The 22417-nt window shown below is 59.4% G+C and carries 22 protein-coding genes; 11 read left to right on the top strand and 11 right to left on the bottom strand.

Annotation, left to right across the window (positions count from 1 at the left end; translation table 11 throughout):
- Window positions 1-13: 13 nt before the first annotated feature.
- From cpdA to parC, 8 genes are all read left to right on the top strand, one after another.
- Window positions 14-832, top strand: a complete 819-nt coding sequence (gene cpdA / locus AB5Y99_RS01835) for a 3',5'-cyclic-AMP phosphodiesterase (protein ID WP_069526926.1) — start codon at window positions 14-16, stop codon at window positions 830-832.
- Window positions 833-844: 12 nt separating this feature from the next.
- Window positions 845-1432: a YqiA/YcfP family alpha/beta fold hydrolase gene (locus AB5Y99_RS01830; RefSeq protein ID WP_368208523.1), complete on the top strand. Its 588-nt coding sequence runs from the start codon at window positions 845-847 to the stop codon at window positions 1430-1432.
- Between the two features lie 2 nt (window positions 1433-1434).
- The gene (locus AB5Y99_RS01825) at window positions 1435-2058 is read left to right on the top strand and encodes an NUDIX hydrolase (RefSeq protein ID WP_236318104.1); all 624 of its coding nucleotides are present in this window, start codon (window positions 1435-1437) and stop codon (window positions 2056-2058) included.
- 196 nt (window positions 2059-2254) lie between these two features.
- Window positions 2255-2497, top strand: a complete 243-nt coding sequence (locus AB5Y99_RS01820) for a DUF1656 domain-containing protein (RefSeq protein ID WP_368208563.1) — start codon at window positions 2255-2257, stop codon at window positions 2495-2497.
- Window positions 2490-3356, top strand: coding sequence for an HlyD family secretion protein (locus tag AB5Y99_RS01815; protein WP_005343109.1), 867 nt, complete (start codon window positions 2490-2492; stop codon window positions 3354-3356). Before AB5Y99_RS01820 ends, AB5Y99_RS01815 begins: the two co-directional genes overlap by 8 nt.
- 1 nt (window position 3357) lies before the next feature.
- Window positions 3358-5367: an FUSC family protein gene (locus AB5Y99_RS01810; RefSeq protein WP_368208522.1), complete on the top strand. Its 2010-nt coding sequence runs from the start codon at window positions 3358-3360 to the stop codon at window positions 5365-5367.
- 115 nt (window positions 5368-5482) lie between these two features.
- The gene (gene parE / locus AB5Y99_RS01805; RefSeq protein ID WP_005335894.1) at window positions 5483-7393 is read left to right on the top strand and encodes a DNA topoisomerase IV subunit B; all 1911 of its coding nucleotides are present in this window, start codon (window positions 5483-5485) and stop codon (window positions 7391-7393) included.
- A gap of 83 nt (window positions 7394-7476) precedes the next feature.
- A complete protein-coding gene (gene parC, locus AB5Y99_RS01800; protein WP_368208521.1) occupies window positions 7477-9771 on the top strand; it encodes a DNA topoisomerase IV subunit A in 2295 nt (764 codons plus the stop codon).
- A 44-nt stretch (window positions 9772-9815) separates the two neighbouring features.
- Here the strand turns inward: parC and AB5Y99_RS01795 are convergent, their stop codons facing one another.
- Entirely contained in the window at window positions 9816-10214 is a 399-nt protein-coding gene (locus AB5Y99_RS01795) for an SH3 domain-containing protein (protein ID WP_368208520.1), read from the bottom strand.
- Between the two features lie 220 nt (window positions 10215-10434).
- Between AB5Y99_RS01795 and AB5Y99_RS01790 the strand changes: the two genes are divergently transcribed.
- The gene (locus AB5Y99_RS01790; RefSeq protein ID WP_368208519.1) at window positions 10435-10605 is read left to right on the top strand and encodes a hypothetical protein; all 171 of its coding nucleotides are present in this window, start codon (window positions 10435-10437) and stop codon (window positions 10603-10605) included.
- Window positions 10606-11195: 590 nt separating this feature from the next.
- On the opposite strand, the gene AB5Y99_RS01785 is transcribed toward AB5Y99_RS01790, so the two are convergent.
- The gene (locus tag AB5Y99_RS01785) at window positions 11196-12104 is read right to left on the bottom strand and encodes a LysR family transcriptional regulator (RefSeq protein WP_120415372.1); all 909 of its coding nucleotides are present in this window, start codon (window positions 12102-12104) and stop codon (window positions 11196-11198) included.
- Between the two features lie 102 nt (window positions 12105-12206).
- Between AB5Y99_RS01785 and AB5Y99_RS01780 the strand changes: the two genes are divergently transcribed.
- Window positions 12207-13448 (top strand): MFS transporter, encoded by a 1242-nt coding sequence (locus AB5Y99_RS01780; protein ID WP_368208518.1) that lies wholly within the window; start codon window positions 12207-12209, stop codon window positions 13446-13448.
- Window positions 13449-13645: 197 nt separating this feature from the next.
- On the opposite strand, the gene AB5Y99_RS01775 is transcribed toward AB5Y99_RS01780, so the two are convergent.
- The 7 genes from AB5Y99_RS01775 to AB5Y99_RS01745 all read right to left on the bottom strand — a co-directional run bounded on the left by AB5Y99_RS01775 (window position 13646) and on the right by AB5Y99_RS01745 (window position 20131).
- Window positions 13646-15142, bottom strand: a complete 1497-nt coding sequence (locus AB5Y99_RS01775; protein ID WP_368208517.1) for a peptide MFS transporter — start codon at window positions 15140-15142, stop codon at window positions 13646-13648.
- A gap of 525 nt (window positions 15143-15667) precedes the next feature.
- Window positions 15668-16570: a hypothetical protein gene (locus AB5Y99_RS01770; RefSeq protein ID WP_013723446.1), complete on the bottom strand. Its 903-nt coding sequence runs from the start codon at window positions 16568-16570 to the stop codon at window positions 15668-15670.
- A gap of 11 nt (window positions 16571-16581) precedes the next feature.
- Window positions 16582-17349 (bottom strand): hypothetical protein, encoded by a 768-nt coding sequence (locus tag AB5Y99_RS01765; protein ID WP_005335887.1) that lies wholly within the window; start codon window positions 17347-17349, stop codon window positions 16582-16584.
- A 12-nt stretch (window positions 17350-17361) separates the two neighbouring features.
- Complete coding sequence (locus AB5Y99_RS01760) at window positions 17362-17904, bottom strand: hypothetical protein (protein WP_005363079.1); 543 nt, start codon at window positions 17902-17904, stop codon at window positions 17362-17364.
- Window positions 17905-17927: 23 nt separating this feature from the next.
- A complete protein-coding gene (locus AB5Y99_RS01755; protein ID WP_005343121.1) occupies window positions 17928-18212 on the bottom strand; it encodes a DnaJ domain-containing protein in 285 nt (94 codons plus the stop codon).
- 291 nt (window positions 18213-18503) lie between these two features.
- Window positions 18504-19256, bottom strand: a complete 753-nt coding sequence (locus AB5Y99_RS01750) for an SDR family NAD(P)-dependent oxidoreductase (RefSeq protein ID WP_368208515.1) — start codon at window positions 19254-19256, stop codon at window positions 18504-18506.
- Window positions 19253-20131 carry an NAD(P)-dependent oxidoreductase gene (locus tag AB5Y99_RS01745; RefSeq protein ID WP_368208513.1) on the bottom strand — a complete coding sequence of 293 codons (879 nt, stop codon included), beginning with the start codon at window positions 20129-20131 and terminating at the stop codon, window positions 19253-19255. Before AB5Y99_RS01745 ends, AB5Y99_RS01750 begins: the two co-directional genes overlap by 4 nt.
- Before the next feature lie 130 nt (window positions 20132-20261).
- Between AB5Y99_RS01745 and AB5Y99_RS01740 the strand changes: the two genes are divergently transcribed.
- A complete protein-coding gene (locus AB5Y99_RS01740) occupies window positions 20262-21086 on the top strand; it encodes a LysR family transcriptional regulator (RefSeq protein ID WP_368208511.1) in 825 nt (274 codons plus the stop codon).
- A 62-nt stretch (window positions 21087-21148) separates the two neighbouring features.
- Here AB5Y99_RS01740 and AB5Y99_RS01735 read toward each other — a convergent pair whose 3' ends face one another.
- Together AB5Y99_RS01735 and AB5Y99_RS01730 are read right to left on the bottom strand one after the other, a co-directional pair.
- A complete protein-coding gene (locus tag AB5Y99_RS01735) occupies window positions 21149-21664 on the bottom strand; it encodes a protein disulfide oxidoreductase (RefSeq protein WP_368208509.1) in 516 nt (171 codons plus the stop codon).
- 3 nt (window positions 21665-21667) lie between these two features.
- Window positions 21668-22411, bottom strand: a complete 744-nt coding sequence (locus tag AB5Y99_RS01730; RefSeq protein WP_005354886.1) for a DsbA family protein — start codon at window positions 22409-22411, stop codon at window positions 21668-21670.
- Window positions 22412-22417 lie beyond the last annotated feature (6 nt).

The raw sequence follows: 22417 nt of genomic DNA, 5'->3' as shown, positions 1-22417 counted from the left end.
AAGAAGCGTGATTTTGGAAACAGAGCTCCCCCAGGCGCAGGACGGCAGTGTGCGCCTGTTGCAAATTACCGACACCCACCTCTTCGCGAGTGCCGAAGGGCGGCTGTTGGCTGTGCGCACCGCAGAGAGTCTGGCCGCCGTGCTGGAACAGGTGCAGGCCAATGAACACCCCTACGAGGTGATTCTGGCGACCGGCGATCTGTCGCAGGATCACAGCCCGGAATCCTATCAGCGTTTCGCCTCCATGATGGCGCCCCTGGGCCGCCCCATCTACTGGCTGCCGGGCAATCACGATGACAGCCCGCTGATGACCGAATATCTCCATGCCGCCGGGATCAGTGAATCCAAGCAGCTGGTGGGCGAGCACTGGCAGGTGATCCTGCTCGACACCCAGGTGCGCGGCAAACCCCACGGCATGATTGGCGATCACCAGCTGGCCGCCCTCGACCGCGCCCTGCGCCAATATCCTGATCGCCACGCCCTTATCACCCTGCACCATCAGGCGGTGCCGGTGGGCTGCGCCTGGCTGGATCAGCACAATCTCAAGAATGCCGACGACCTGTTCGCCGTGCTGGCCCGTCATCCGCAGCAGAAGACCATCCTGTTCGGCCACGTTCATCAGGAGTTTGACGAGGTGCACCGCGGGGTGCGGCTGATTGCCAGCCCATCGACTTGCATCCAGTTCAAACCGCTATCCGACGGCTTCGCGCTGGACGAGTCCGGCCCGGGCTGGCGCTATCTCACCCTCTATCCGGATGGGCGGGTGGCCAGCGAGGTGTGGCGCCTGCCGGTGGGGCAGTTTGTGCCCGACCCCAACGCCACCGGTTATTGAGGAGAGCATTTCATGAAATCGGTTCTCCTTTATCTGCACGGTTTCAACTCCTCACCGGGCTCCGCCAAGGCGCAGCAGATGGCTGCCTGGGTGGCCGCCAACCGGCCCGACATCGAGGTGATCATTCCGGCCCAGCCCAATACGCCAGCGGCGGCTTGGGCGGCTATCGAGCAGACCATTGCCGATCTGCAGGGTCGTTATGGTAGTGAATACAAGCTCGGCGCCGTGGGCAGCTCCCTCGGCGGCTTTATGGCGACCCGGGTGAGCGAGCAGTACGGCTGCCGCGCTGCACTGATCAATCCGGCGGTGCGCCCGCATGAGCTGCTTTGCGACTACCTCGGCCCCCAGACCAATCCCTATACGGGTGAGCAGTACGAACTGCTGCCTGAACATATGGATGAGCTGCGGGCACTGGCGGTACCGGTGGCGGCGCCGGAGCGACTCTGGATCCTGCAACAGCAGGGGGATGAGGTGCTCGACTATCGCAAGGCGCTGGATGAATACCGCTTTGCCCGCCTCTCGCTGGAGTGCGGCGGCAACCACGCCTTTGTCGCGTTCGAGCGCTACCCCGCCCAGATCATCCGTTTCCTCGGACTTTAATCATGCAACCGCCGTTGGCCGCCTTTCTGGAACAGGTACTGGCCACGGCGCAAGCGGGCCTCACCTACTCCAAAGATCCCTTCGATATCGGCCGTTTCGAGGCGCTGCGAGCGGCTACAGTGGCCCTTATTGCCAGCCAGAGCGAGCTGGCGCCGGAAGCCATCAGCGACTGGATTGCCCTCGATAACGGTTATCCCACCCCCAAGCTGGATGTACGGGCCTTCATTCAGAACGATGCGGGCCATATCCTGCTGGTACAGGAGCGCAGCGACGACTGCTGGACTCTGCCCGGTGGCTGGTGCGATATCGGCGACTCGCCGGCGGATGCCGTGGTGCGTGAAGTGGTGGAGGAGACCGGCCTTGAGTGCCGTGCGGTGCAACTGCTGGCCCTGTTCGACAAGCTAAAACATCCTCATCCGCCCCAGCTGCCTCACGCGCACAAGGCTTTCTTTCTGTGCGAGGTGACCGGCGGCCAGCTGCTGGGCGAAACCGATGAAACCAAAGGGGCGGGGTACTTCCCCATCGACGACTTGCCCCCGCTCTCCTGCCATCGGGTGGTGGCCTCCCAGTTGCGCACCCTCCATGAGCACTTGCTGCAGGGGCGGCGCGATACCCTGTTTGATTGACATCTGAGGAAGTGAACCCGTTCGAGCTGGGGGAGGTGCCGACGCGCGATGGCGTGCACCATCCAGCAGATCGACAGGTCTGAACAAAAAGGGCTCATATGTTCCTGTTGCGCCCTGCGGGGCAGTGTTAATCTTTAGCGGCCTGTTTACTTTGCCTCGCCCGGGGCAGGGGATGGCCTGACTCTTCTGAACTTCACTGCCAACAGGGAGCTCGTTTGTGACAACTCCTTCTGCGCTGCCGGATCTGGTACTGGGTGCCTCTCTGTTCTTTCCGCCGCTGTTCAAGGCGGTGCTGCTCGGTCTGCTCTGCTGGCTGCCGGTGCACCATCTGCTGCGCGACTGGCTCTACGGCGGGGATGTCTGGCATCCCCTGCTGATGGATCTCTCCCTCTTTATCCTCGCCGTCAGCGGCGCTCTATGGATGCTGTTACATGGCTAAATCACCTCTCGCCACCCTCAAATACTTCTCCACCCTGCTGGTCTGCGCGCTGGCGCTGGCGGCGGGCTGGTGGCTGTGGAACTACTACATGCAGGGGCCATGGACCCGGGATGGCAAGGTGCGCGCCGAGCTGGTCAGCATTACCCCCGAGGTGTCGGGCAAGATCATCAAGATCGCGGTGAAGGACAACCAGCTGGTGAAGGCGGGGGAGGAGATCTTTACGCTCGACCCCGAGCCCTACCGGATCGCCCTCGATAATGCCCGGGCGGCGCTGGCCAAGGCGAAATCGGATCTCGACAAGGCCGAGCACGAGGCGAACCGCCGCAGCGGCCTGTCGCGCAGTGTCATCTCCGCCGAGACGATGGACGAAGCGCGCCTCAATGCCCAGGCGATGCAGGCGGCCTATCAGGTGGCACAGGCCAATCTGGAGAAGGCGGAGTGGTCGTTGGCCAAGACCCGGGTGCATGCGGCGAGCGATGGGTACATCACCAACCTGCAGACCCGGGTCGGCAACTATGCCAGCGCCGGCGTGCCGCTGGTGGCGCTGGTGGATACTCACTCCTTCTATGTGCAGGGTTATTTTGAAGAGACCAAGCTCGGCCACATAGCGCCGGGCAAACCGGCCGAAGTGGTGCTCTACAGCGGTGAGCAGCGGTTGCGCGGCGAGGTGGAGAGTATAGGGCGCGCCATCCACGATCAGAGCGTCGATGGCGGCAACGGTCTGCTGATAGACGTCAAACCCAACGTGCCCTGGGTGCGGCTGGCCCAGCGGGTGCCGGTGCGGATCAAGCTGCTGGATGTGCCGGCTGACGTGACGCTGATCGCCGGCACCACCTGCACCATCACTATTGGCGAGTAGGGTGAGCGAGTCGTTCTGGCTGCGCACCCCCTGGGGGAGGGCGACAGGGGGGCAGTGGCGTTATGCCCTGCGCAATGCGCTGGCCATGTGCCTGTCGCTCTGGCTGGCCTTCGTGCTGCAGCTCGACTCCCCCTACTGGGCGATGAGCTCGGCCGCCGTGGTGAGTTTTCCCACCGTGGGCGGAGTGATCAGCAAGAGTCTGGGACGGGTGGTTGGCAGCCTGATGGGGGCGATGGCGGCGGTGGTGATCACCGGTCTTGGCATCAGCGATCCCTGGCTGTTCAGCTTCCTTATCGCCCTCTGGCTGGGCTTGTGTACCTACATATCCAACCACTATCAGAACAACGTCTCCTACGCTTTTGCCCTCGGTGGTTACACAGCCGCCATCATCGCCTTCTCCTGCGTCAATGTGGCGGATCCCCACCATATCTTCGATATTGCCCAGGCGCGGGTGAGCGAGGTGATCATCGGTATCCTTTGCGGCGGTCTGATGATGATGATCCTGCCCAGCACCTCGGATAGCGAAACCCTGCTGGAATCCCTGCGCAAGAGCCAAGCCCGCCTGCTGGAGCATGCCCAGCTGCTCTGGCTGGGGGAGATGACGCCCGAGGTGCGTAGCTCCCACGAAGGGCTGATCGGCCAGATCCTCACCATGAACGTGCTGCGCATTCAGGCGGTCTGGAGCCATCACCGGCTGCGGCGCCACAACCGGCTGCTCAACTTCCTGCTCCATCGCCAGCTGCGGCTCATCAGCCTTATCTCCAGCCAGCGCCGCATGCTGCACAACTGGCCGGAACAACCGGAAGGCATTCAGGCGCTGCTCGCCCCCCTGCTGACCGAGCTTGGCAAGCCGGGGTGCGACAAGTATCGGGTCGCGAGGTTGCTGGCTCCCCTGATGCCGACCGGCGAGCATGATTATCGACTGCGCACCTTTTTGCTGCGGCTGCGCCACTTCTGCTGGAGCTATCTGGAGTGTCAGCGCTGGCTCGACCGGTTGACCCGCTACGACGATCAGGAGTGGCCGGCGCCGCCCCGTCACACCTCTCTCACCAGCCATACCGACACGCTGGAGGCTGCCTACAACGGCGGGCGGACTTTTCTCTGCGTGCTGCTCGGCTGCACCTTCTGGATCAACAGTCAGTGGGATGCGGGCAGCTCGGCGCTCACCATGCTCTCCATCTGCTGCGTGCTCTACTCGGCGACCCCGGCCCCGGCTCAGGGGGCCAACACCATGCTCAGGGCGATCCTGCTGCTCAGCCTCATCTGCTTTGCGGTCAAGTTTGGCCTGATGATCCGCATCGACGACTTCTGGGTCTTCTGCCTCTTGCTCTTTCCGGCGCTGCTCACCATGCAGCTCTGCAAACAGCAGCAGGTACGGCAGGCGGGCCTCTGGGGCCAGATGATCGTGCTGCTCGGCTCGTTTCTCGCCATCACCAATCCGCCCAGCTACGACTATCAGCAGTTCATCAACAGCAGCCTCGCCCAGATGCTGGGGGTGATGAGCGCCGCGCTGGCGTTTCAGCTGCTGCGACCCAGCTCGGATCGGCGCAAGAGTCGCCGCCTCATCCGCTCCCTGCGCCGCCACTTCATGGATCAGCTGGAGCCGGCCCCGCGCCAGAGCGAGAGCCAGTTCGAGTCGCTCATCTACCACTGCATCAGCCAGCTCGGTCAGAGTCAGGATCAGACCGCCCGCCTCTGGGTGCTGCGCTGGGGCGTGGTGCTGCTCAACTGCAGCCATATCGTCTGGCAGCTGCGCCAGTGGCGCGGTGACGAGCACCCCCTCTATCTGGTGCGCGACAACTGTATCCGCAGCCTGAAGGGGATCCTCACCGAGCAGGGGGTGCAGCACGCCTCCCTCGACCGCACGCTGGCCGAGCTGCAGCGGATCAGTCAGGGGCTGGCCAACCATGGCGATGGCACGGCGCGAGAGCTGGCAGGCATGGTGTGGCGGCTGCAAAGTTCGCTCTCCCAGCTGCAACAGGCGCTGTCGGGCCCCGCCGAGGGGAGTTGAAACAGGCTCCGGAGGGGCACAATCCCCTCCGGATCACCCTTTCCCGCAGCCAAGTTTGTCCAATACCCTCCCAACGAGTAAGATTCTCCCCAAACGTCAATTCGCAAGGCCCTCCATGTCTACTCAATACAATGCGGATGCCATTGAGGTCCTCAATGGCCTTGAGCCGGTGCGTCGCCGCCCCGGCATGTATACCGACACCACCCGGCCCAACCACCTCGGCCAGGAGGTCATCGACAACAGCGTCGATGAAGCGCTGGCAGGTCACGCCCGCAATCTGGAGGTGATCCTGCATGAAGACCAGTCCCTCGAAGTGATCGACGACGGCCGCGGCATGCCGGTCGATATCCACCCGGAAGAGGGCGTCAGCGGGGTGGAGCTGATCCTCTGCAAGCTGCACGCGGGCGGCAAATTCTCCAACAAGAACTACCAGTTCTCCGGCGGTCTGCACGGGGTGGGTATTTCGGTCGTAAACGCCCTCTCCGATCGGGTCGAGGTGACGGTGCGCCGCGACGGTCAGGTCTACGACATCGCCTTCGAGCGTGGCGAGAAGGTGCAGGAGCTGACCATCACCGGCACCTGCGGCCGTCGCAACACCGGCACCCGGGTGCGCTTCTGGCCGCAGGCGAGCTACTTCGATTCGCCCAAATTCTCGGTCACCAAGCTGGAGCACCTGCTCAAAGCCAAGGCCGTGCTCTGCCCCGGCCTCACCATCAAGTTCCTCGACAAGAACACCGGCATCAAGCTGGAGTGGTGCTACGAAGATGGCCTCAAGGATTATCTGGTCGATGCGGTCAAGCAGTTCACCTGCCTGCCGGAGCAGCCCTTTATCGGCTCGTTCAGCTCCGAACAGTCGGCGGTGGACTGGGCGCTCTGCTGGTTGCCGGAAGGGGGCGAATGCCTCGCCGAATCCTATGTGAACCTCATTCCCACCGCGCAGGGCGGTACTCACGTCAACGGCCTGCGTCAGGGCTTGCTCGATGCCATGCGCGAGTTCTGCGAGTTCCGCAACCTGTTGCCGCGGGGGGTCAAGCTGACCCCGGAAGATATCTGGGATCGCTGCGCCTACATCCTCTCCATCAAGATGCAGGATCCGCAGTTCGCCGGTCAGACCAAGGAGCGCCTCTCCTCCCGCCAGAGCTCGGCGTTCGTCTCTGGCGTGGTGAAGGATGCCTTCAGCCTCTACCTGAACAGCAACACCGAGCTGGCAGAGCAGATCGCCGAGATCTGTATCAGCAGCGCCCAGCGCCGGATGCGCGCCGCCAAGACGGTGGTGCGAAAGAAGATTACCCAGGGCCCGGCCCTGCCCGGCAAGTTGACCGACTGTAACTGCGCCGACCCCATGCAGGGGGAGCTGTTCCTGGTGGAGGGTGACTCCGCGGGCGGCAGTGCCAAGCAGGCGCGGGATCGCGAGTTTCAGGCCATCATGCCGCTGCGCGGCAAGATCCTGAACACCTGGGAGGTGGAGGCCGGTCAGGTGCTCGCCTCGCAAGAAGTTCACGATATCTCGGTCGCCATCGGGCTCGATCCCGACTCCGAGGATCTCAGCGGCTTGCGCTACGGCAAGGTGTGCATCCTCGCGGATGCGGACTCGGACGGTCTGCACATCGCCACCCTGCTCTGCGCCCTGTTCGTGAAACATTTCCGCACGCTGGTGGAGAAGGGTCACGTCTACGTCGCCATGCCGCCCCTCTACCGGATCGATATCGGTAAAGAGGTCTACTACGCCCTCGACGAGGACGAGAAGAACGGCGTGCTGCAGCGGGTCGAAGCCGAGAAGAAGAAAGGCAAGGTGATGGTGACCCGATTCAAGGGTCTGGGTGAGATGAACCCGAAACAGCTGCGGGAAACCACCATGGATCCCAACACCCGTCGTCTGGTGCAGCTCACCATGGAGCCGGCAGGAGAGAGCGAAGGGGATGCGGCTGATGAGACCCTGCAGCTGATGGACATGCTGCTGGCCAAGAAGCGGGCGAGCGATCGCCGTGAGTGGCTCGAAGAGAAGGGCAACCTCGCCATCATTTAAGCCGTCGGCTGGCCCGCACAGGGCCAGCAAGCATTTAGCCGGAGTCGCCCTGTGGCGGCTCCCGAACCGAAAGAGAAAATCACATGAGTGATGCTATCGAGCTCAGTCTGGACGGGGTAGAGCGCCAGCCAATGCGCACCTTTACCGAACAGGCTTACTTGAACTACTCCATGTACGTCATCATGGATCGGGCCTTGCCGCATATTGGCGATGGCCTCAAACCGGTGCAGCGGCGCATCATCTACGCCATGAGCGAGTTGGGGTTGTCGGCCCTCTCCAAGCACAAGAAATCCGCCCGTACCGTGGGTGACGTGCTGGGTAAGTACCACCCCCACGGTGACAGCGCCTGTTATGAAGCCATGGTGCTGATGGCCCAGCCCTTCTCCTACCGATACCCGCTGGTGGATGGTCAGGGCAACTGGGGTGCGCCGGACGATCCCAAATCCTTCGCCGCCATGCGTTATACCGAAGCGCGGCTGTCGCGCTTCTCCGAGCTGCTGCTCTCAGAGCTCGGTCAGGGCACGGTGGAGTGGACGCCGAACTTTGATGGCACCATGAAGGAGCCGGTGGTGCTGCCTGCCCGTCTGCCGCACATCCTGCTCAACGGGGTGACCGGTATCGCGGTGGGCATGGCGACCGACATCCCGCCCCACAACGCGCGGGAAGTGGCCTACGCCTGTGCCGAGCTGCTCGACAACCCCAATGCGGGGCTGGATGTGTTGATGCAGCACATTCAGGGGCCGGACTACCCGACCAACGCCGAGATCATCACCCCGCGCGACGATATCCGCAAAATCTACGAGACCGGCAAGGGCTCCATCAAGCAGCGGGCGGTCTGGAGCGAGGAGGATGGCGACATCGTCATCACCGCGCTGCCCCATCAGGCTTCCGGCGCCAAGATCATGGAGCAGATCGCCGCCCAGATGGTGGCGAAAAAGCTGCCGATGGTCACCGACCTGCGCGATGAATCTGACCACGAGAACCCGACCCGTCTGGTGATCGTGCCGCGCTCCAACCGGGTGGATGTGGAGGGGCTGATGGCCCACTTGTTCGCCACCACGGATCTGGAGAAGAACTACCGGGTCAACCTCAACATCCTCGGCCTCGACAACCGGCCGCAGGTGAAGTGCCTCAAGACCATCCTCAGCGAGTGGATCCAGTTCCGCCGCGAGACCGTGCGTCGCCGTCTGCAGTTCCGCCTCGACAAGGTGCTGGCTCGCCTGCACATCCTCGAAGGCTTGCTGATCGCCTATCTCAACATCGACGAGGTGATCGAGATCATCCGCACCGAGGATGAGCCGGGCAAGGTGATGGTGGAGCGCTTCAACATTACCGAGACCCAGGCCGAAGCGATCCTCGAGCTGAAACTGCGCCATCTGGCCAAGCTCGAAGAGTTCAAGCTGCGCGCCGAACAGAGCGAACTGGCCGAAGAGCGCGACAAGCTGGAGCTGATCCTGGGCTCCGAGCGTCGCCTCAACACCCTGCTCAAGAAAGAGCTGCTGGCCGATGCCGAGAAGTACGGCGACGATCGCCGCACCCCGCTGGTGGAGCGTGCCACCGCCGTGGCGCTGACCGAGAAAGAGCTTATTCCCAGCGAACCGGTCACCGTCATCCTCTCCGACAAGGGGTGGGTGCGCGCCGCCAAGGGCCACGACGTGGATGTCGAGGGGCTCTCCTACAAGGCGGGGGACAGCTATCTGGCCCACGCCTGTGGCCGCAGCAACCAGCAGGCGGTGTTCCTCTCCACGTTGGGCCGAACCTACGCCCTCGAATCTCACACCTTGCCATCCGCGCGCAGTCAGGGCGAACCGCTCACTGGCCGCTTTGCGCTGGGGGCTGGGGAAGAGGTGCGTCATCTGGTGATGGGCAACGAAGGCGAGCCCTACCTGATCGCTAGCGATGCCGGTTACGGCTTTGTCTGCACCTATGACGACCTCATCGGCAAGAACAAGAACGGCAAGGCGCTGCTCACCGTGCCGGAAGGGGGGCAGGTGATGGCACCCCAGAAGATCGGCTCGCCGGAGACCGATCTCTGCATGGCCATCTCCAACGAAGGGCGCATGCTGCTGTTCCCGCTCAACACCCTGCCGGTACTCGGCAAGGGCAAGGGCAACAAGCTGATCAGCATTCCGTCGGCGCGCGTGAAGGCGAGAGAGGAGTTTGTGGTGATGGCAGCCGTCATCCCGCAGGGCCAGTCGGTCACCCTGTTTGCCGGCAAGCGCAAGCTGACCTTGAAACCCTCTGATCTCGATTACTACCGCGGCGAGCGCGGTCGCCGTGGCGCCAAGTTGCCCCGCGGTTTGCAGCGGGTTGATCGTATCGAGATTGAACCCGCCGCCGGTGCCGAACAGGTAGCTGGGGAAAATCAGGAAGGATAATTAATATAGAAGGGCGCGAAAGCGCCCTTCCTGTTTAATATAAATTATTTCACGGGAGATGAAGAGAGATATTTTTTGCTGACCCATCCATATACGCCACTCTTGCTAATATATGCCCACTGATTTTCTTGATGGTGCAATAAAACAAAGTCCCCTTTAGAAAGAGATGTATTTATATTAGCTTTGATAGTTGGTGATGTACGCACGTTCAATTTTTTAGGGATAACATACCTTACCAATACCTTCGCAGATGCAGATGCAGGTTTTTTGATTTTTTCCTGATTTTCTATCGGAGATGAGTAGGTATAGGTGTTTTTATGGCAAGTTTTACTCCATGAAATACATGAGTTTCCACATGGCTGCCCCTTTTTACAGTTTTTGGCATAGGCTGGGGGAATTAGTAGAAGGATGCTTGAGAATAATATAATCATCGTTTTTTTCATAAATAGTAAACTCACTTAAGCTGGGTTTATGTGTTTGGTTGGCTTTAGCAATATTATCAGAGTTGAGAGATGATATTCTGTGACTTATATCATTTATATTGCAGGTATTAATGATTGCCATTTTATGGCCGTTTCTGGCAAAAAAATGATCTTTATTACACACCTAAATTGACAAATGTGTTATTTTTTTTGTTTTGTAATTAAAATCAGTGAGTCTAATATGAAGAAATTTCTATTTTTTATGGTGTTAACATCACTTATGAGTGGTTGTGCTGTATCTTATGACCCAAGTACATCATCAAAATCCACTCCGGTTGATTTTTCTCCACTTGGTCAGGTTAATACTGCATATGTGGGTGACAGAGTTGTAGGTCTGATTAGCGAAGCGTAATCAGACGATCGCGAAAAGGGGTTGCCACAATTTTGCCGGTGCGCCAGCTGATCTCTTCTCTATGTCCATCGCCACCGAGATTGCGGTGTGGACGATTACGCTTCGCTAATCGACCCTACACTCTGGTCGCATAGTAATCGGTCTCAGCCATCTTAGTGGTACTTTGGTGAGAATAGTTATCAATAAGTTGTTGAGCGAGGGGTTCTCATTTGATACACTTTTTTTCTCAAATGAAAGGTTTGGGATCCGCTGTGATATTAGTCGTGTTCCAAAAAATAATACATATGAGATGACTGAATGAAAAATATTTTACGAATGGTGGGTGTTATTATCTCTGGTCTCCTTGCTGGTATGACTGCTAATTACTTTGGTGTTAGTGAATTAAATAAAGTATTGATTTGTTCATTATCTGTTATGTTCACTGTTAATTTGTTAAATCGTTGGCTTGAAAACTAATTTATTTGTATGTATGGGCCATAGTTTTGATTGGCGAAGCGCAATCAAACTTTTGCGAATGATAAAATCTGGTAAGCTCACCTTTTTGATATCTTGAAAGTCAGTCTGACCTGTTGAGGCTTTGCCGGTTTTAGCTACTGATAGCTCATAATATTTTGTCGTATAAACTCAAGAAATACGCGTGTTTTAGCAGGAAGATATTGGCGGTTCGCATAAACAGCAAACAACTGCAATGGGGCGGCGGGTAACTCAAGTTCAATTTCAACTAACCTGCCATCATCAATAAACTCTTGGCAAGATACCTTGGCAAGAATGGCAAACCCTACACCGGCTATTGCTGCTTTTAATGCCAGTTCGCCACTATTGACCCGGTAGTGTTCATTCACCTGGATGGTGGAAAATTCACTGCTCGTGCGAGTAAATTGCCAAGGCATCCCTTTCAGTGCGCTCACCGTTGTTATGCATGGAAGAGTTTTGAGTTGTGATGTGTGGTTGGGAAGTCCCCACTTCTGGATCAATGAAGGGGAGCCAACAACAGTACAAGGAATGGTGGTCAAATGGCTGGCTATGTAATCGCAATCATCCATCTTACCTCTGTGAATGATGATTGCCATATCCAAATCCTCTCTTAATGATTCAAGTCCGGAGAGATTGGTAATGCAGCTGATCGTTATTTCAGGATGTTGGCAGGCAAAGTCGGCAATGGCAGTACCGAGCAGTTTTGGCCCAGCCTCATTGGGGATGCAGATGCGTAATGGCCCTTTCAGCTGAATCTGCTGTGATGTCAATTCAGCCTCGGTTTGCTCCAGTGATTCCAGCAGTGGTTTTACTCGGGTATAGAGCAGTTGCCCTGACTGTGTGAGCTTCATATGGCGGGTTGAGCGTTCAATCAGTTGAAGGTTCAAGGCTTCTTCCAATTGAGAAATACTGCGGCTCACATTTGAGGTGGGGATTTGAAGGGTTTTAGATGCCCCGACAAAACTGCTGTTTTCAACCACTGCAATGAAAATCTTCAGCGCATTCAATTCCATGCCGGTACGCATTGATTATCCCTAATCTGATAACAATCTATGCCATTTTAACGAATAAAATTAAAATGTGATAGTGGGTATAGTTTTTATCTCTAAAGATTGAGAGTAAACACTATGATACTAGATGAAAATAATATGGGTGAAAGAACTCACAATAATCGTTCGGTTATGGATTTTAACGTTGTCTGGTTGGCGGCATTGATTCAATTGGTCAGTGCGCTTGATTTCATGATGATTATGCCGCTTGGGCCTGATTTATCTCGTGCACTAAATATAAGTCCAACCTATATAGGATATTTAGGAGGCGGGTATGCACTGGCAGCCGCACTATCATCGTTGTTATGTGCCAGATATCTCGACCGATTTGATAGAAAGCATGTTGCACTGATCACATTGTTGGGTATCACCCTATCCACTTGGGCCTGCGCTTTGGCATGGGATATGGAAAGTTTATTCTTTACCCGCTTGCTGGCCGGTATGTTTGCCGGTCCAGCAACATCCATTGCTCTGGCGCTCGTTGTGGATGCCACGCCTGTACAGCAACGTGGCCGAGCGATGGCCATCGTGATGGGGGCGTTTTCGTTGTCAGCGATTGCCGGTGTGCCGTTGGGATTGGAGCTGGCAATGTTAAAAGGATGGAGTGCACCTTTCTATGTTTTAGGTGGCTTGGGATTGTGTGTCTGCGTGGCGGTATATACAAGGCTGCCTGGAATGACGGCCCACTTGGGGTTGAACCAGAAGGCTTTTTCATCCATTGAAATGTTGAAGCGACCTGTGGTGTTGAATGCGTTTATGGCAATTGGGTTGGCAATTTTCAGCACCTTCCTTATTGTTCCCAACATAGCTGCTTATTTTCAATTTAACCTTGATGTCCCTCGCGGCGATATGAGTCAGTACTATGTCATGGGTGGCATTTTTAGCCTGTTTTCAATGCAGCTTGGCGGATTATTTATTGACCGTTTCGGCGCAATGAAAGTGACGATTTTGATGGGGGCATTGACGATAGCGGTTGTTTGGGATGGTTTTTTGCATGAGCCTTGGTTGCCGACCATAGTGATTTTCACGTTATTCATGGTGGTTACATCAACCCGAACGATCACCGTAGCTGCTGTTAATAGTCAAGTGGCAGCGCCTTGGGAAAGGGCGGGATTCATGTCATTGCAAAATGTTTTTCAACATATATTCAGTGGCTCGGCTGCCGTCGTCTCTTCGATGATTTTAACAAATGTCGATGGTCACCTTGGCAACATAACTCTATTGGCTTGGCTAACCATAGTGTTGACGATTATTCAGCCACTTTTTCTATATCGATTGCTCAAGCTGCTGCGTTTGGGAACCCCAAAATCGGATGTTTGAGAAACGAGACCTGTGGGGACATAGGCTTGATTGACGAAGCCTAAACGGGGGCTCGCCAGCCAGACGTGGGTCATCCATCCCACCAAACAAGAAGGGCCCCGCCATCCATGATGGCGGGGCCCTTTGCATTATCAGCCGCGTTGCTGATTCAACCGTCGCACTGGCAGGGGCCAATAAAATGGCTGGCCCGAACCCGATTAAACAGGAATGGCGGTCGCTGCCGGTGGTGGGGCAATTTTCGAGGCGATCAGCTGGCGCAGGCGGGGCACCAGCAGTAGCAACACCAAGCCGCCCGCCAGCGAGCCCCAGCCCAGCATATTGAATACCGAGCTGTAACCCGGGTTGGTGGCGACCGGGGTGCTGCCGATATTTTGCGGCATGGCGCCGGAGACATAGCCCGCCAGCACCGAGGCAACGCCGGTCACCATCATCCAGCAGCCCATCATCAAGCCTTGCAGGCTGGCGGGGGCCAGCTTGCCAATCATGGCGTAGCCGATGGGGGAGATCAGCAGCTCGCCAAAGCTCTGCAGCACATAGCTGATGGCGATCCACTTGAAGGCGACCAGCCCGTCAGCCCCCGCCAGATGGATGCCGATCGGCAGCACCAGCATGCCGAGCCCCATGCAAAACAGCGAGGCGGCAAACTGGGAAGGGATGTCGATATTCCAGCCCTGTTCGCGCAGTCGCTTGAACAGCAGCGCCATCAGCGGGCCACCGATGACGATGACGAGGGTGTTGATGTTCTGGATCCACTGGGGAGCAACCCGCAGCCCGAACACGTTGAGGTTGATGTTGTGCTCGGAGAAGAGCATCAGCCCCATGGGCGCCAGCTGGTAGAGCGACCAGAAGATGAGGGAGCCGAGGGCGAGGATCTGGTAGGCCACCATGCGGCTGCGCTCGGCGGCGTCCGGGTGGCGGGCGGTCATTACGCTGAGCAGCACCAGCACCACGGCCCCCAGGGTCAGCACAAAGCTGCCGCTGAAGCTGGCGTGGGTCAGCAGCAGGCGCAGCGCCGGCACCAGCATGGCCAGAATGGCGATCCCGGCCAGCATGCGGCGGTAGAAGCCGCTCCCTTTGACATGGCGCAGTGGGGTGCTGATATCCGCCAGAATGGGCCAGCAGGCGAAGGTGGCGATGATGGCGATGATGTTGCCCAGCGTCGCAAACAGGAACAGGGTGCGGTAATCCTCGGTGAGCTGGAAGTAGCCCGCCACCGTGAAGCCGATAAAGAAGCCCAGATTCATCCCGGCGTAGTTCCACAGGAAGGCGCTCTCGCGGCGGTGATCATCCGGGGCGAAGCGCTGGGTCAGCATCATGTTGAGGCAGGTGACGTTGAGGCCGCTGCCGGTAAGGAACATGGCGAGCCCCCAGTAGAGGCCGGTGATCCCCATCTCGGCGATGAAGTAGCAGCCGATCACCTGCAGCACCATCCCCATCACGAACAGGTTGCGGTTGCTGAGGTAGCGCCCGCCTAGATAACCGCCAAACAGGTGCAGGCCATAGTTGAAGGCCCCGAAGACCCCCATCATGGCGTTGGCCTGGGATTCACTGAAGCCGAGCCGCTTGGTGGCGTAGAGCACCAGCGTGGAGTAGAGCACGGCAAACCCCAGGGTCGAGAAGGTCTGGATAAAGAACAGGGCGCCTGAGCCGGGTGGGACGGCGGCGTGATGAGGGTGTGGTGTCGAAGCGCTCACGGTCTGTCTCCTGTGAGAAGAGAAAATCACAACTCATCCTGAGAGCGTACCGGTCTGCTGCCGGCTAGCCTTGTGCGCTTCCATGCTGGTCTGAAGGCCGGTCTGTCATTTAGCGGCCAAGCGGTACAAATAGCCATACCTGAAATTTAATCCGGCGCGATTAATTGCTTTTTATTGATCTATTCCGCCTTTTTATGCGTGATTTAGTCATGGTTGTAGCTCGGCTTACCACGCGATTGCGGCACGGTTGATGTGAGCCAGTCGGCTATTTAGTGCCGATTATGGCGCTGTGGCGGGATCTATGTCCCACTTTGTTGTCCCGAAACGCAGCTGGCGCCAAGCCGTTGTATCGCAGGTTGTTTATTCATCCTTGGGCATTGAGTGAATAAATATCGGTAAGAGAAGGGGTAGCCTCAGGGTGACTTGCGTGTGTTCTCTCTTTGCTGTCGAGAGGGTGAGGGGAGGATAGAACAACGCCCGGCGGGCCGGGCGTTGTGGTGCGACTGATGGGCGGTGAAAGCGGCCTTAGAAGTCGTGGTAGAGCGGCCAGCCAAGCAGCGGGTGCTTGAGACCGGCGCGCATCTCGATGTTGTCGAGCTTCTCCGGCGAGGCGTTCTCTTTTTGCAGCAGCTGGTACTGGCGCACAAAGCCGAGGGTGTGCAGCAGGTTGGGCACAAAGCCCGGGCTCAGCTCCTGACGCAGGGCGGCGGCCATGTCGGCGGGCAGCGCGCTCAGCATCAGGGCGAGCTGGGCGGCGAGGTAGTCGGTGTCATACCAGCTCTCGTCGAGCTCAATCTCCCGCGCCAGCTTGCGCTTGAGATCCTGCTTCACCTTGAGCGGGGCGGCGCCACTGCCCTTGCCGCAGAGGATGCGGTAGAGCAGCGCTTCGGCCAGCTTGTCCTCCATGGTGGGGTGGTCGCTCTCGCAGGCGAAGAAGTGCTGGTCGATGAGCTCCATCAGGCGGCTCTTGTTGTGCTCGGTCAGCGCCTTCTCATACTCCTGCCACCCTTGCCACTCCTCCACATCGGGCGGGCTCGAGATCTTGTCCAGCAGGCGGGCATCCACGTCACCGTAGAGGCTGTTGCCAGCCTGCTTGGGGCTGACGGTAATGAGCATCGACCAGCCCTTCTGGAACGGCTTGATGGGGCCTTCCGGCGCCTGCAGCAGCGCCAGCGCCTTGGCCGGATCCCGCGCCGAGAGCTCCTGCAGGCCGAGGCTCACCACGCCGATGACGTCGTGGGCGGCCTGCTCCAGCAGGTGCATCTTGTACTTGTTGTAGTACTTGTCGGCGAATTTGAGGCTCATCAGCACCGCCTTGCCCTTGATGGCGGCGAGCTGTTGCTGACTCAAGAGTTCGTTGTCGCGGCCAAAGCGCAGTACCTGGGTCAGAAAGGGGCCCTGGTTGGCATCGCGAATGACTAACTGCATGAATGGGCTCCTTAATCCAGAAAGCTGAACATGTCGTCGACGTCACCGTACTCGTCTTCCTCGACCTTGTTCTTCTCTTTGGCCTGCATCACCAGCTCGGCGGCAAACTTGTTGATGATGCCGTCCCAGGTTGAGTGCTCGTTGCGCAGCAGCGCCTTGATGGCTTTCTCCACCTCGGGGGCCAGCTCGCGAATGAGCATCAAGAGGCTGCGCGGGTCATCCAGCGCGTAGTCGTGGACATCCTCGCTCTGCTGGCGCTCGCTGTAGCGCAAGGACTCTTCGAGATCTTCCTCTTCGGCGTGCAGCACGTCGCGATAGCCTTCGTCCTCTTCATAGCGATCGCCGCGATAGAACTCGATAAAGGGGATGGCGAGGTAGAAGAGACCGGCCGGATCTTCGGCCACGCACTCGAGGATCTCCCGCTGCTTGGCTTCGCTATCCTGGGTGCGGATCAGGTAGTTGAGGAAGTCGAAGGTGTGCTGTTGCAGCTCGTCGGCGTTGTTCTTGATCGCCTCTTCCCAGTAGAGCGGCTGCTGGCAGACGATGTCGCGGATCCGCTCCGGGGTCATCAGCTCGGAGATGATGGAGGGGAAGGAGATGTCGTGCTGGCCGTTAATCTGGGTCAGGGTAACGATATCAATGTTTTCAATCACTTCTGCCAGCTGGTCGTCAGACATGGTCTTGGCGATCAGCTCGAACTTCTCGCTGGCCTGCTTCGGCTCGATAACGGCCAGCTCTTTGATCTCGATGGCGGTAATTTCTATCAGACTGTTGCTCATGCCTTGCCCCAATTAGAAACGGACTTCGTCGTACATATCCTGATCGCCGTCGTCATCACCATAGCGGTCACTGCCGCCGTGGTAGTCGGCGTCGGCATCTTCCCCGTCTTCATCTTCTTCGTCGCGCAGCTCATAGTCGTCGTCGGCACGGTGGCTGCCGCGCGGCAGCGGGTTGTCGAGCAGGAACAACACGGCGCAGGCTTCCATCAGCTGATCTTCGCTCTGGGCCCGCACCGCCTTGACCAGCGGCAGGGCGGCGTTGTTGAAGCCGACGCTCACCTTGAACTCGTCCCAGCTTGGCTGCTCCCCGCTGGCGAGCCACTTGTTCCACTGCGACTTGGCCTTGGCCGGGAACTGCACCCGGCCATAGAGGGCCAGCGGCAGATACTCGGGCATAAACTCCAGCATGCTCATATCGGCCAGCAGCAGGCTCTTCATCTGGTCGGTGAACTGTTCCAGCCCCTTGGGGTCGTCCTGATCCCGGTAGGATTCGATGTTTTCGCTGGCATCGCTTTGCAGCGACTTGAGCCGCGCCTGGTCCCATCTCTTTTGCATAGTTGCTCTTTCTGCCTGCTGTTTCAGGGGTAGAACTGATCCCACATCTCCTGCATGGCGGAGGCGGGGTCGGTCACGATGACGTTGTTGAAATCCTTGATAAAGGCGGCCCGCTGTTTCGGATCGGACAGCACTTCATAGGCCTGCTTTACCTGGTGCAGCTTGATGGCTGCCTGCTCTTTCTCTTCTTCACTGGCCCCGTGCAGCTTGTCGGGGTGGTACTGGTTTGACAGCCGACGATAGGCTTTCTTGATGTCGTTTTCGCTGGCGTTGGACTTGACGCCCAGCACCCGAAAGTAGTTGTTCATGGCAGATCCTGCATCACTGGCATCATAGGATTCACGCTGCGAGTGCCTGATGGCGGGGATTGGCAAACCAGGCACGGCAAAAACCCGTCATTTTAACGGAAACAGCCCGCCAACGCGATGAGTTGGGCGATCAATTAACGGGCTAGATGAAGAGGGGTCAGTTGAGTGCCTATTGTTGCCAGTCGGTCTGGCCAGTGCAAGGGCGGCGGGGCAGAAGCGATGAAAAAACGGGCAGGGTGAGCTTGAGGCGAGATGGCGGCGGCAGCGCAAATCGGGCTGCCGCCGCAGAGGTCACTCCTCCCAGAAGGAGGCGGAGGTGTGGTAGATCATCTTCTTGCTCATCCCGCCATCGACCACCAGATTGGTACCGTTGATAAAGTCGTTGCGAGGATCGGCCAGAAAGAGGCAGGCGCGGGTGATGTCGTCGGGGCGACCGACCCGGCCGCTCGGATGCTGGCGATGATCTGCCTCGGTCAGGGTGTGGTAATCCTCCGCCTGGATCCAGCCCGGACTGATGGCATTGACCGTGACGGGGTAGTCGGCCAGCGAGTTGGCGAGGGACTGGGTGAGGGCGACCAGTGCCCCCTTGGAGGCGCCGTAGGCATCCCAACCCGGTTCGTTCTGCTGCCAGCGGGTGGAGGCAATATTGATGATGCGGCCATAGGGCAACCCGCGGTTGGCCTGCACAAAGGCGCGGGCGCAGAGCATGGCGCCGCGCACATTGACCGTCATCACCTGATCGAATTGGGCTGCGCTCAGCTCCTCGAAGCGGGTGTGGAACTTGCTGATGGCGCCGTTGTTGATCAGCAGATGGATGCCGCCATGCTGCTCGCGCACCTCGGTAAAGAGCCGCGCGATGGCCTGCTCGTCCCGCAGATCGAGCGGGTGAAAGTGGATCTCGGGATGGTCGAAAGCGTGAGGAGCCAGATCGGTGGCGATCACCCGATAACCTGCCTCGGCCAGCCCGATGCAGAGTTGGCGGCCAATCCCGCCAGCGGCGCCGGTGACCAGTGCAATTGGGGTGTGGTTGGTCAGCTCGTTCATTGTGCCGCTCCGTTGCGAGCCCGCAGCACCTTGATGAGGGCCGATACCTCCTGCTGACCAAATCCTTGCGCCACCCCTTCCTCAAACAGATCGGCGGCAAAGCGCGGGAAGCGGCTGTCTATCCCGGCATCGGTGGCATGACCGGCGAGGCGGCTGATGGCGGCGCTCCAGGTTTTCAGGCTGGCGTAGGGGTGATCGAAATCGCCGCTCGCCAGCGTCTTGCCAAGGTGGGCCACATCGCCACCGAGAATGGGCGAGAGCTCGCTGAACTGGGCGCACACCCTGGCTACCGGCAACCCTTCCGCCTCGCAGATCAGCGCGCCGTGCAGGGCACCGAGCAGGCCACCGGCAAAGTAGGCGGCGACGGCACAATCTTGCGCCGCGGCGGCGCCTACCGCCTCGGCCACATGGTCGAGGGTAGGGGCGAGCAGGCGCAGCACCGGCTCGGCCTCGCTAAAGGCAGCGCTGGCCCCCGAGCAGATGATGCTGGCATCAGTGGTGCCGATCTGATCCGGGAAGCAGAGGATGGCGCCATCGAGATAACGGGCGCCGCGGGCGTGGCTCCAGTTCTCCAGCGCTCTGGCCCCCTGCGGACTGCCGGTGGAGAGCTGCACCAGCAGCTTGCCCGCCACGGCGTCGCTCGCTTCGTCCAGCAGGTGCTGGCTGACGGTGTAGTTATCGACGCAGACAAGGGTGATATCGCTTGCGGCGATGGCCGCGCCAACCGAGGGGGCGAGTGTCGCACCCAGCGCTTGCAGCGGGGCCGCCTTGGCGGCGCTGCGATTCCAGACGGTGACCGGATGGCCCGCCTTGAGCAGGGTAGTGGCGAGGGCGGAGCCCATGGCCCCGAGGCCGATGACAGAGAGATGGCGCATGATGGCTCCTGACGGTGTTGATAGACGCTGATATAGAAAATTGGGATGCCTTGTGGCAGGTAAGCCACTATATTTGCCCAGTGTCGCCGTGAAAAATGGCTTTTATGACTGTCTGGTATAGGTGAATTCTATGGATGTGCGAACCCTGCGTGCGTTTGTGGCTGTCTTCGAGGAGCGCAATATCACGGCGGCGGCCACTCGCCTCTTCATTACCCAGCCCACCCTCTCCACCACCATCAAGACGCTGGAGGATGAGCTGGGGGTGACCCTGTTTGTGCGGCAGGCGCGCGGGGTGGAGGGAACCGAAGCGGCGCACCGGCTCTATCCCCGCGCCAAGCGGTTGATCGCCGACACCGACTCCCTCGCCCGCGAGTTTCGTGAAACCTCCCCCTGCCTCGAGCTGACGGTGGGAATTGAGGCTGATCTGGGTGATGGCGTGGTGGGGGCGCTGGTGCAAGGGGCGCTCGCCCACGAGGAGATCCTGCTGACCCTGGAGGAGGGCTGTTGTGGCGATGTGCGGCTGGGGTGTGAATCCCTGCGTTGTGGCGACGAGCTCTTTATCCCCCTGCTGGAGGAGGAGTTCGTGCTGGTGCTGCCGCCGGATCACCCGCTGGCGGGCAAGGGGACGCTCACCCCGGCAGCGCTGGCGGACGAGCCGTGGGTCACCTGCCCGCGTCACGACTCCCACCTGCGGCTGATCGCCATCCTCGGCAATCAGGCGCCCCTCTATCCACGGCGGGCGGGGTCGCTGCGACTGGCGGCGACCATGGTGGCCGCCGGTGCTGGGATCGCCTGGTTGCCCCGTTCGCTTTGTCCGCCCGGTTGTACAGTCGCCGAGCTGGCGGCCTCTTCCTTCAAGCGGCGGGTGGGGCTCTGCTACGCCCCCGATGCGTTGCGCTCGGCGGCGGTGACCGCCCTGCTGGCTCAGGTGCGCGGGATGCCGCTCCCCGCCTGATGTCGGCATAAAAAAGGGCCATCCGGTGGGATGGCCCTGTTGAAGGCAATGTTGTTGTGTGGCTAGAGCGACGCCCACCAGAGCCGCAGCTGCAGGCCCCACTTCGAGCTCCAGCCGGTGGTGCTGCTCACAAGCGTCCCATCCCTGATGACGAGGAAAGTCGGGGTGACCCCCACCTGCCACTTGGCGGCCAGCTCCCCCGACTCGTCGTTGTGGGTCGGGAAGGTGAGCCCCTTCTTGCTCATCCCTTTGCCAAGTTGCTCCGAATTGCCGGAGCGCAGCGCCACCGTCAGCACGTTTTCCCCCTCTTGCCAGAGCTGCTGCACGGCCGGGGTGGTGAAACGGCAGACACCGCACCAGCTGGCCCAGTAGTAGACCAGCAGCGGCTTGCCCTGGCTTAAGGTAGCGAGATCCGTACTGGTGCCATCCTGCAGAGTGACGGGGGCGCTCATCGCCCCCTCTGGCAGAGTCGGGCTGCGCCACAGATCCAGCAGGGTCGAGATGATCAGCGCCATCAGCAGCAGCCAGAGCGCCTCCTTGCCCCAGCGGCGCCAGCGGGGTTGAGGATTGGTGGTCATCCCTTACCCCTGCTTGGCCAGTTCGGCCTTCACCAGTTGCTCCAGCTCCTCATAGGGGATGGCGCCTGGCACCAGCTGGTTGCCAATCAGGGTCGCCGGAGTGCCCTGTACCCCCAGAATGGTGCCGATGCGCAGGCTGTTGCGCAGCTCTTCGGTCGCCTTGGCGGCCGGTTTGAGCGCGGTGTTGCCGGTGGCGGCCAGCGCCTTGTTGATGTCCGCCTCGGTCAGCATCCCCTGCTTGCTCATCAGCTTGTCGTGCAGGGTGAGGAAGCGGGCGGGATCTTGCTGCCACAGGGTCAGGCTGTATTGGGCCGCCTTGGCGGAGGTCTGCCCCTTGAACGGCAGCAGCTTGATCACCAGCCCCAGATCGTCCGGATAGGCCTTGAGCAGCTTGGTCAGCTGGGGATCGAACTGCTTGCAGTAGGGGCAGTTGTAGTCGGTGAACAGCACCAGCGTCAGCTTGGGGTTCTTGGCGCCGAGGCGCGGGCTGGTGGCGCTGTTGAACAGCACATCCTTGTTGCCCTTGATGAAGTTGCCAAGCTGCGCCTCCTGGGCTGCCGCGTTCTGTTTCTCCCAGGATTCGGCGGCCTCGTCGAGGATCTTGGGGTTGGCGATCAGGGTCTCGCGGATCAGCTCCTTGATGCGCGCCTCCTGCTCCGGGGTGAAGGGGGCTGCGTGCAGGGCCGGAGCCAGCAGGGTTGCGGAAAGGGAGGCCAGCAGGGTCAGGGCGCTAAGAGTCGGTTTCATGGTTGC

The sequence above is a fragment of the Aeromonas sp. R4-2 genome, from assembly GCF_040908295.1.
GTDB classification, from domain to species: domain Bacteria; phylum Pseudomonadota; class Gammaproteobacteria; order Enterobacterales; family Aeromonadaceae; genus Aeromonas; species Aeromonas veronii.
The sequence above is the reverse complement of the archived record's forward strand: the minus strand, read 5'-3'. Positions and strand labels throughout refer to the sequence as shown.

What these genes read in the sequence shown, in the direction of transcription:
- AB5Y99_RS01830 (WP_368208523.1), top strand. Translation starts at nt 845, where the DNA reads ATGAAATCGGTTCTCCTTTATCTGCACGGTTTCAACTCCTCACCGGGC.
- AB5Y99_RS01825 (WP_236318104.1), top strand. Translation starts at nt 1,435, where the DNA reads ATGCAACCGCCGTTGGCCGCCTTTCTGGAACAGGTACTGGCCACGGCG.
- AB5Y99_RS01815 (WP_005343109.1), top strand. Translation starts at nt 2,490, where the DNA reads ATGGCTAAATCACCTCTCGCCACCCTCAAATACTTCTCCACCCTGCTG.
- parE (WP_005335894.1), top strand. Translation starts at nt 5,483, where the DNA reads ATGTCTACTCAATACAATGCGGATGCCATTGAGGTCCTCAATGGCCTT.
- parC (WP_368208521.1), top strand. Translation starts at nt 7,477, where the DNA reads ATGAGTGATGCTATCGAGCTCAGTCTGGACGGGGTAGAGCGCCAGCCA.
- AB5Y99_RS01795 (WP_368208520.1), bottom strand. Translation starts at nt 10,214, where the DNA reads ATGAAAAAAACGATGATTATATTATTCTCAAGCATCCTTCTACTAATT.
- AB5Y99_RS01790 (WP_368208519.1), top strand. Translation starts at nt 10,435, where the DNA reads ATGAAGAAATTTCTATTTTTTATGGTGTTAACATCACTTATGAGTGGT.
- AB5Y99_RS01785 (WP_120415372.1), bottom strand. Translation starts at nt 12,104, where the DNA reads ATGCGTACCGGCATGGAATTGAATGCGCTGAAGATTTTCATTGCAGTG.
- AB5Y99_RS01780 (WP_368208518.1), top strand. Translation starts at nt 12,207, where the DNA reads ATGATACTAGATGAAAATAATATGGGTGAAAGAACTCACAATAATCGT.
- AB5Y99_RS01770 (WP_013723446.1), bottom strand. Translation starts at nt 16,570, where the DNA reads ATGCAGTTAGTCATTCGCGATGCCAACCAGGGCCCCTTTCTGACCCAG.
- AB5Y99_RS01765 (WP_005335887.1), bottom strand. Translation starts at nt 17,349, where the DNA reads ATGAGCAACAGTCTGATAGAAATTACCGCCATCGAGATCAAAGAGCTG.
- AB5Y99_RS01760 (WP_005363079.1), bottom strand. Translation starts at nt 17,904, where the DNA reads ATGCAAAAGAGATGGGACCAGGCGCGGCTCAAGTCGCTGCAAAGCGAT.
- AB5Y99_RS01755 (WP_005343121.1), bottom strand. Translation starts at nt 18,212, where the DNA reads ATGAACAACTACTTTCGGGTGCTGGGCGTCAAGTCCAACGCCAGCGAA.
- AB5Y99_RS01750 (WP_368208515.1), bottom strand. Translation starts at nt 19,256, where the DNA reads ATGAACGAGCTGACCAACCACACCCCAATTGCACTGGTCACCGGCGCC.
- AB5Y99_RS01745 (WP_368208513.1), bottom strand. Translation starts at nt 20,131, where the DNA reads ATGCGCCATCTCTCTGTCATCGGCCTCGGGGCCATGGGCTCCGCCCTC.
- AB5Y99_RS01740 (WP_368208511.1), top strand. Translation starts at nt 20,262, where the DNA reads ATGGATGTGCGAACCCTGCGTGCGTTTGTGGCTGTCTTCGAGGAGCGC.
- AB5Y99_RS01735 (WP_368208509.1), bottom strand. Translation starts at nt 21,664, where the DNA reads ATGACCACCAATCCTCAACCCCGCTGGCGCCGCTGGGGCAAGGAGGCG.
- AB5Y99_RS01730 (WP_005354886.1), bottom strand. Translation starts at nt 22,411, where the DNA reads ATGAAACCGACTCTTAGCGCCCTGACCCTGCTGGCCTCCCTTTCCGCA.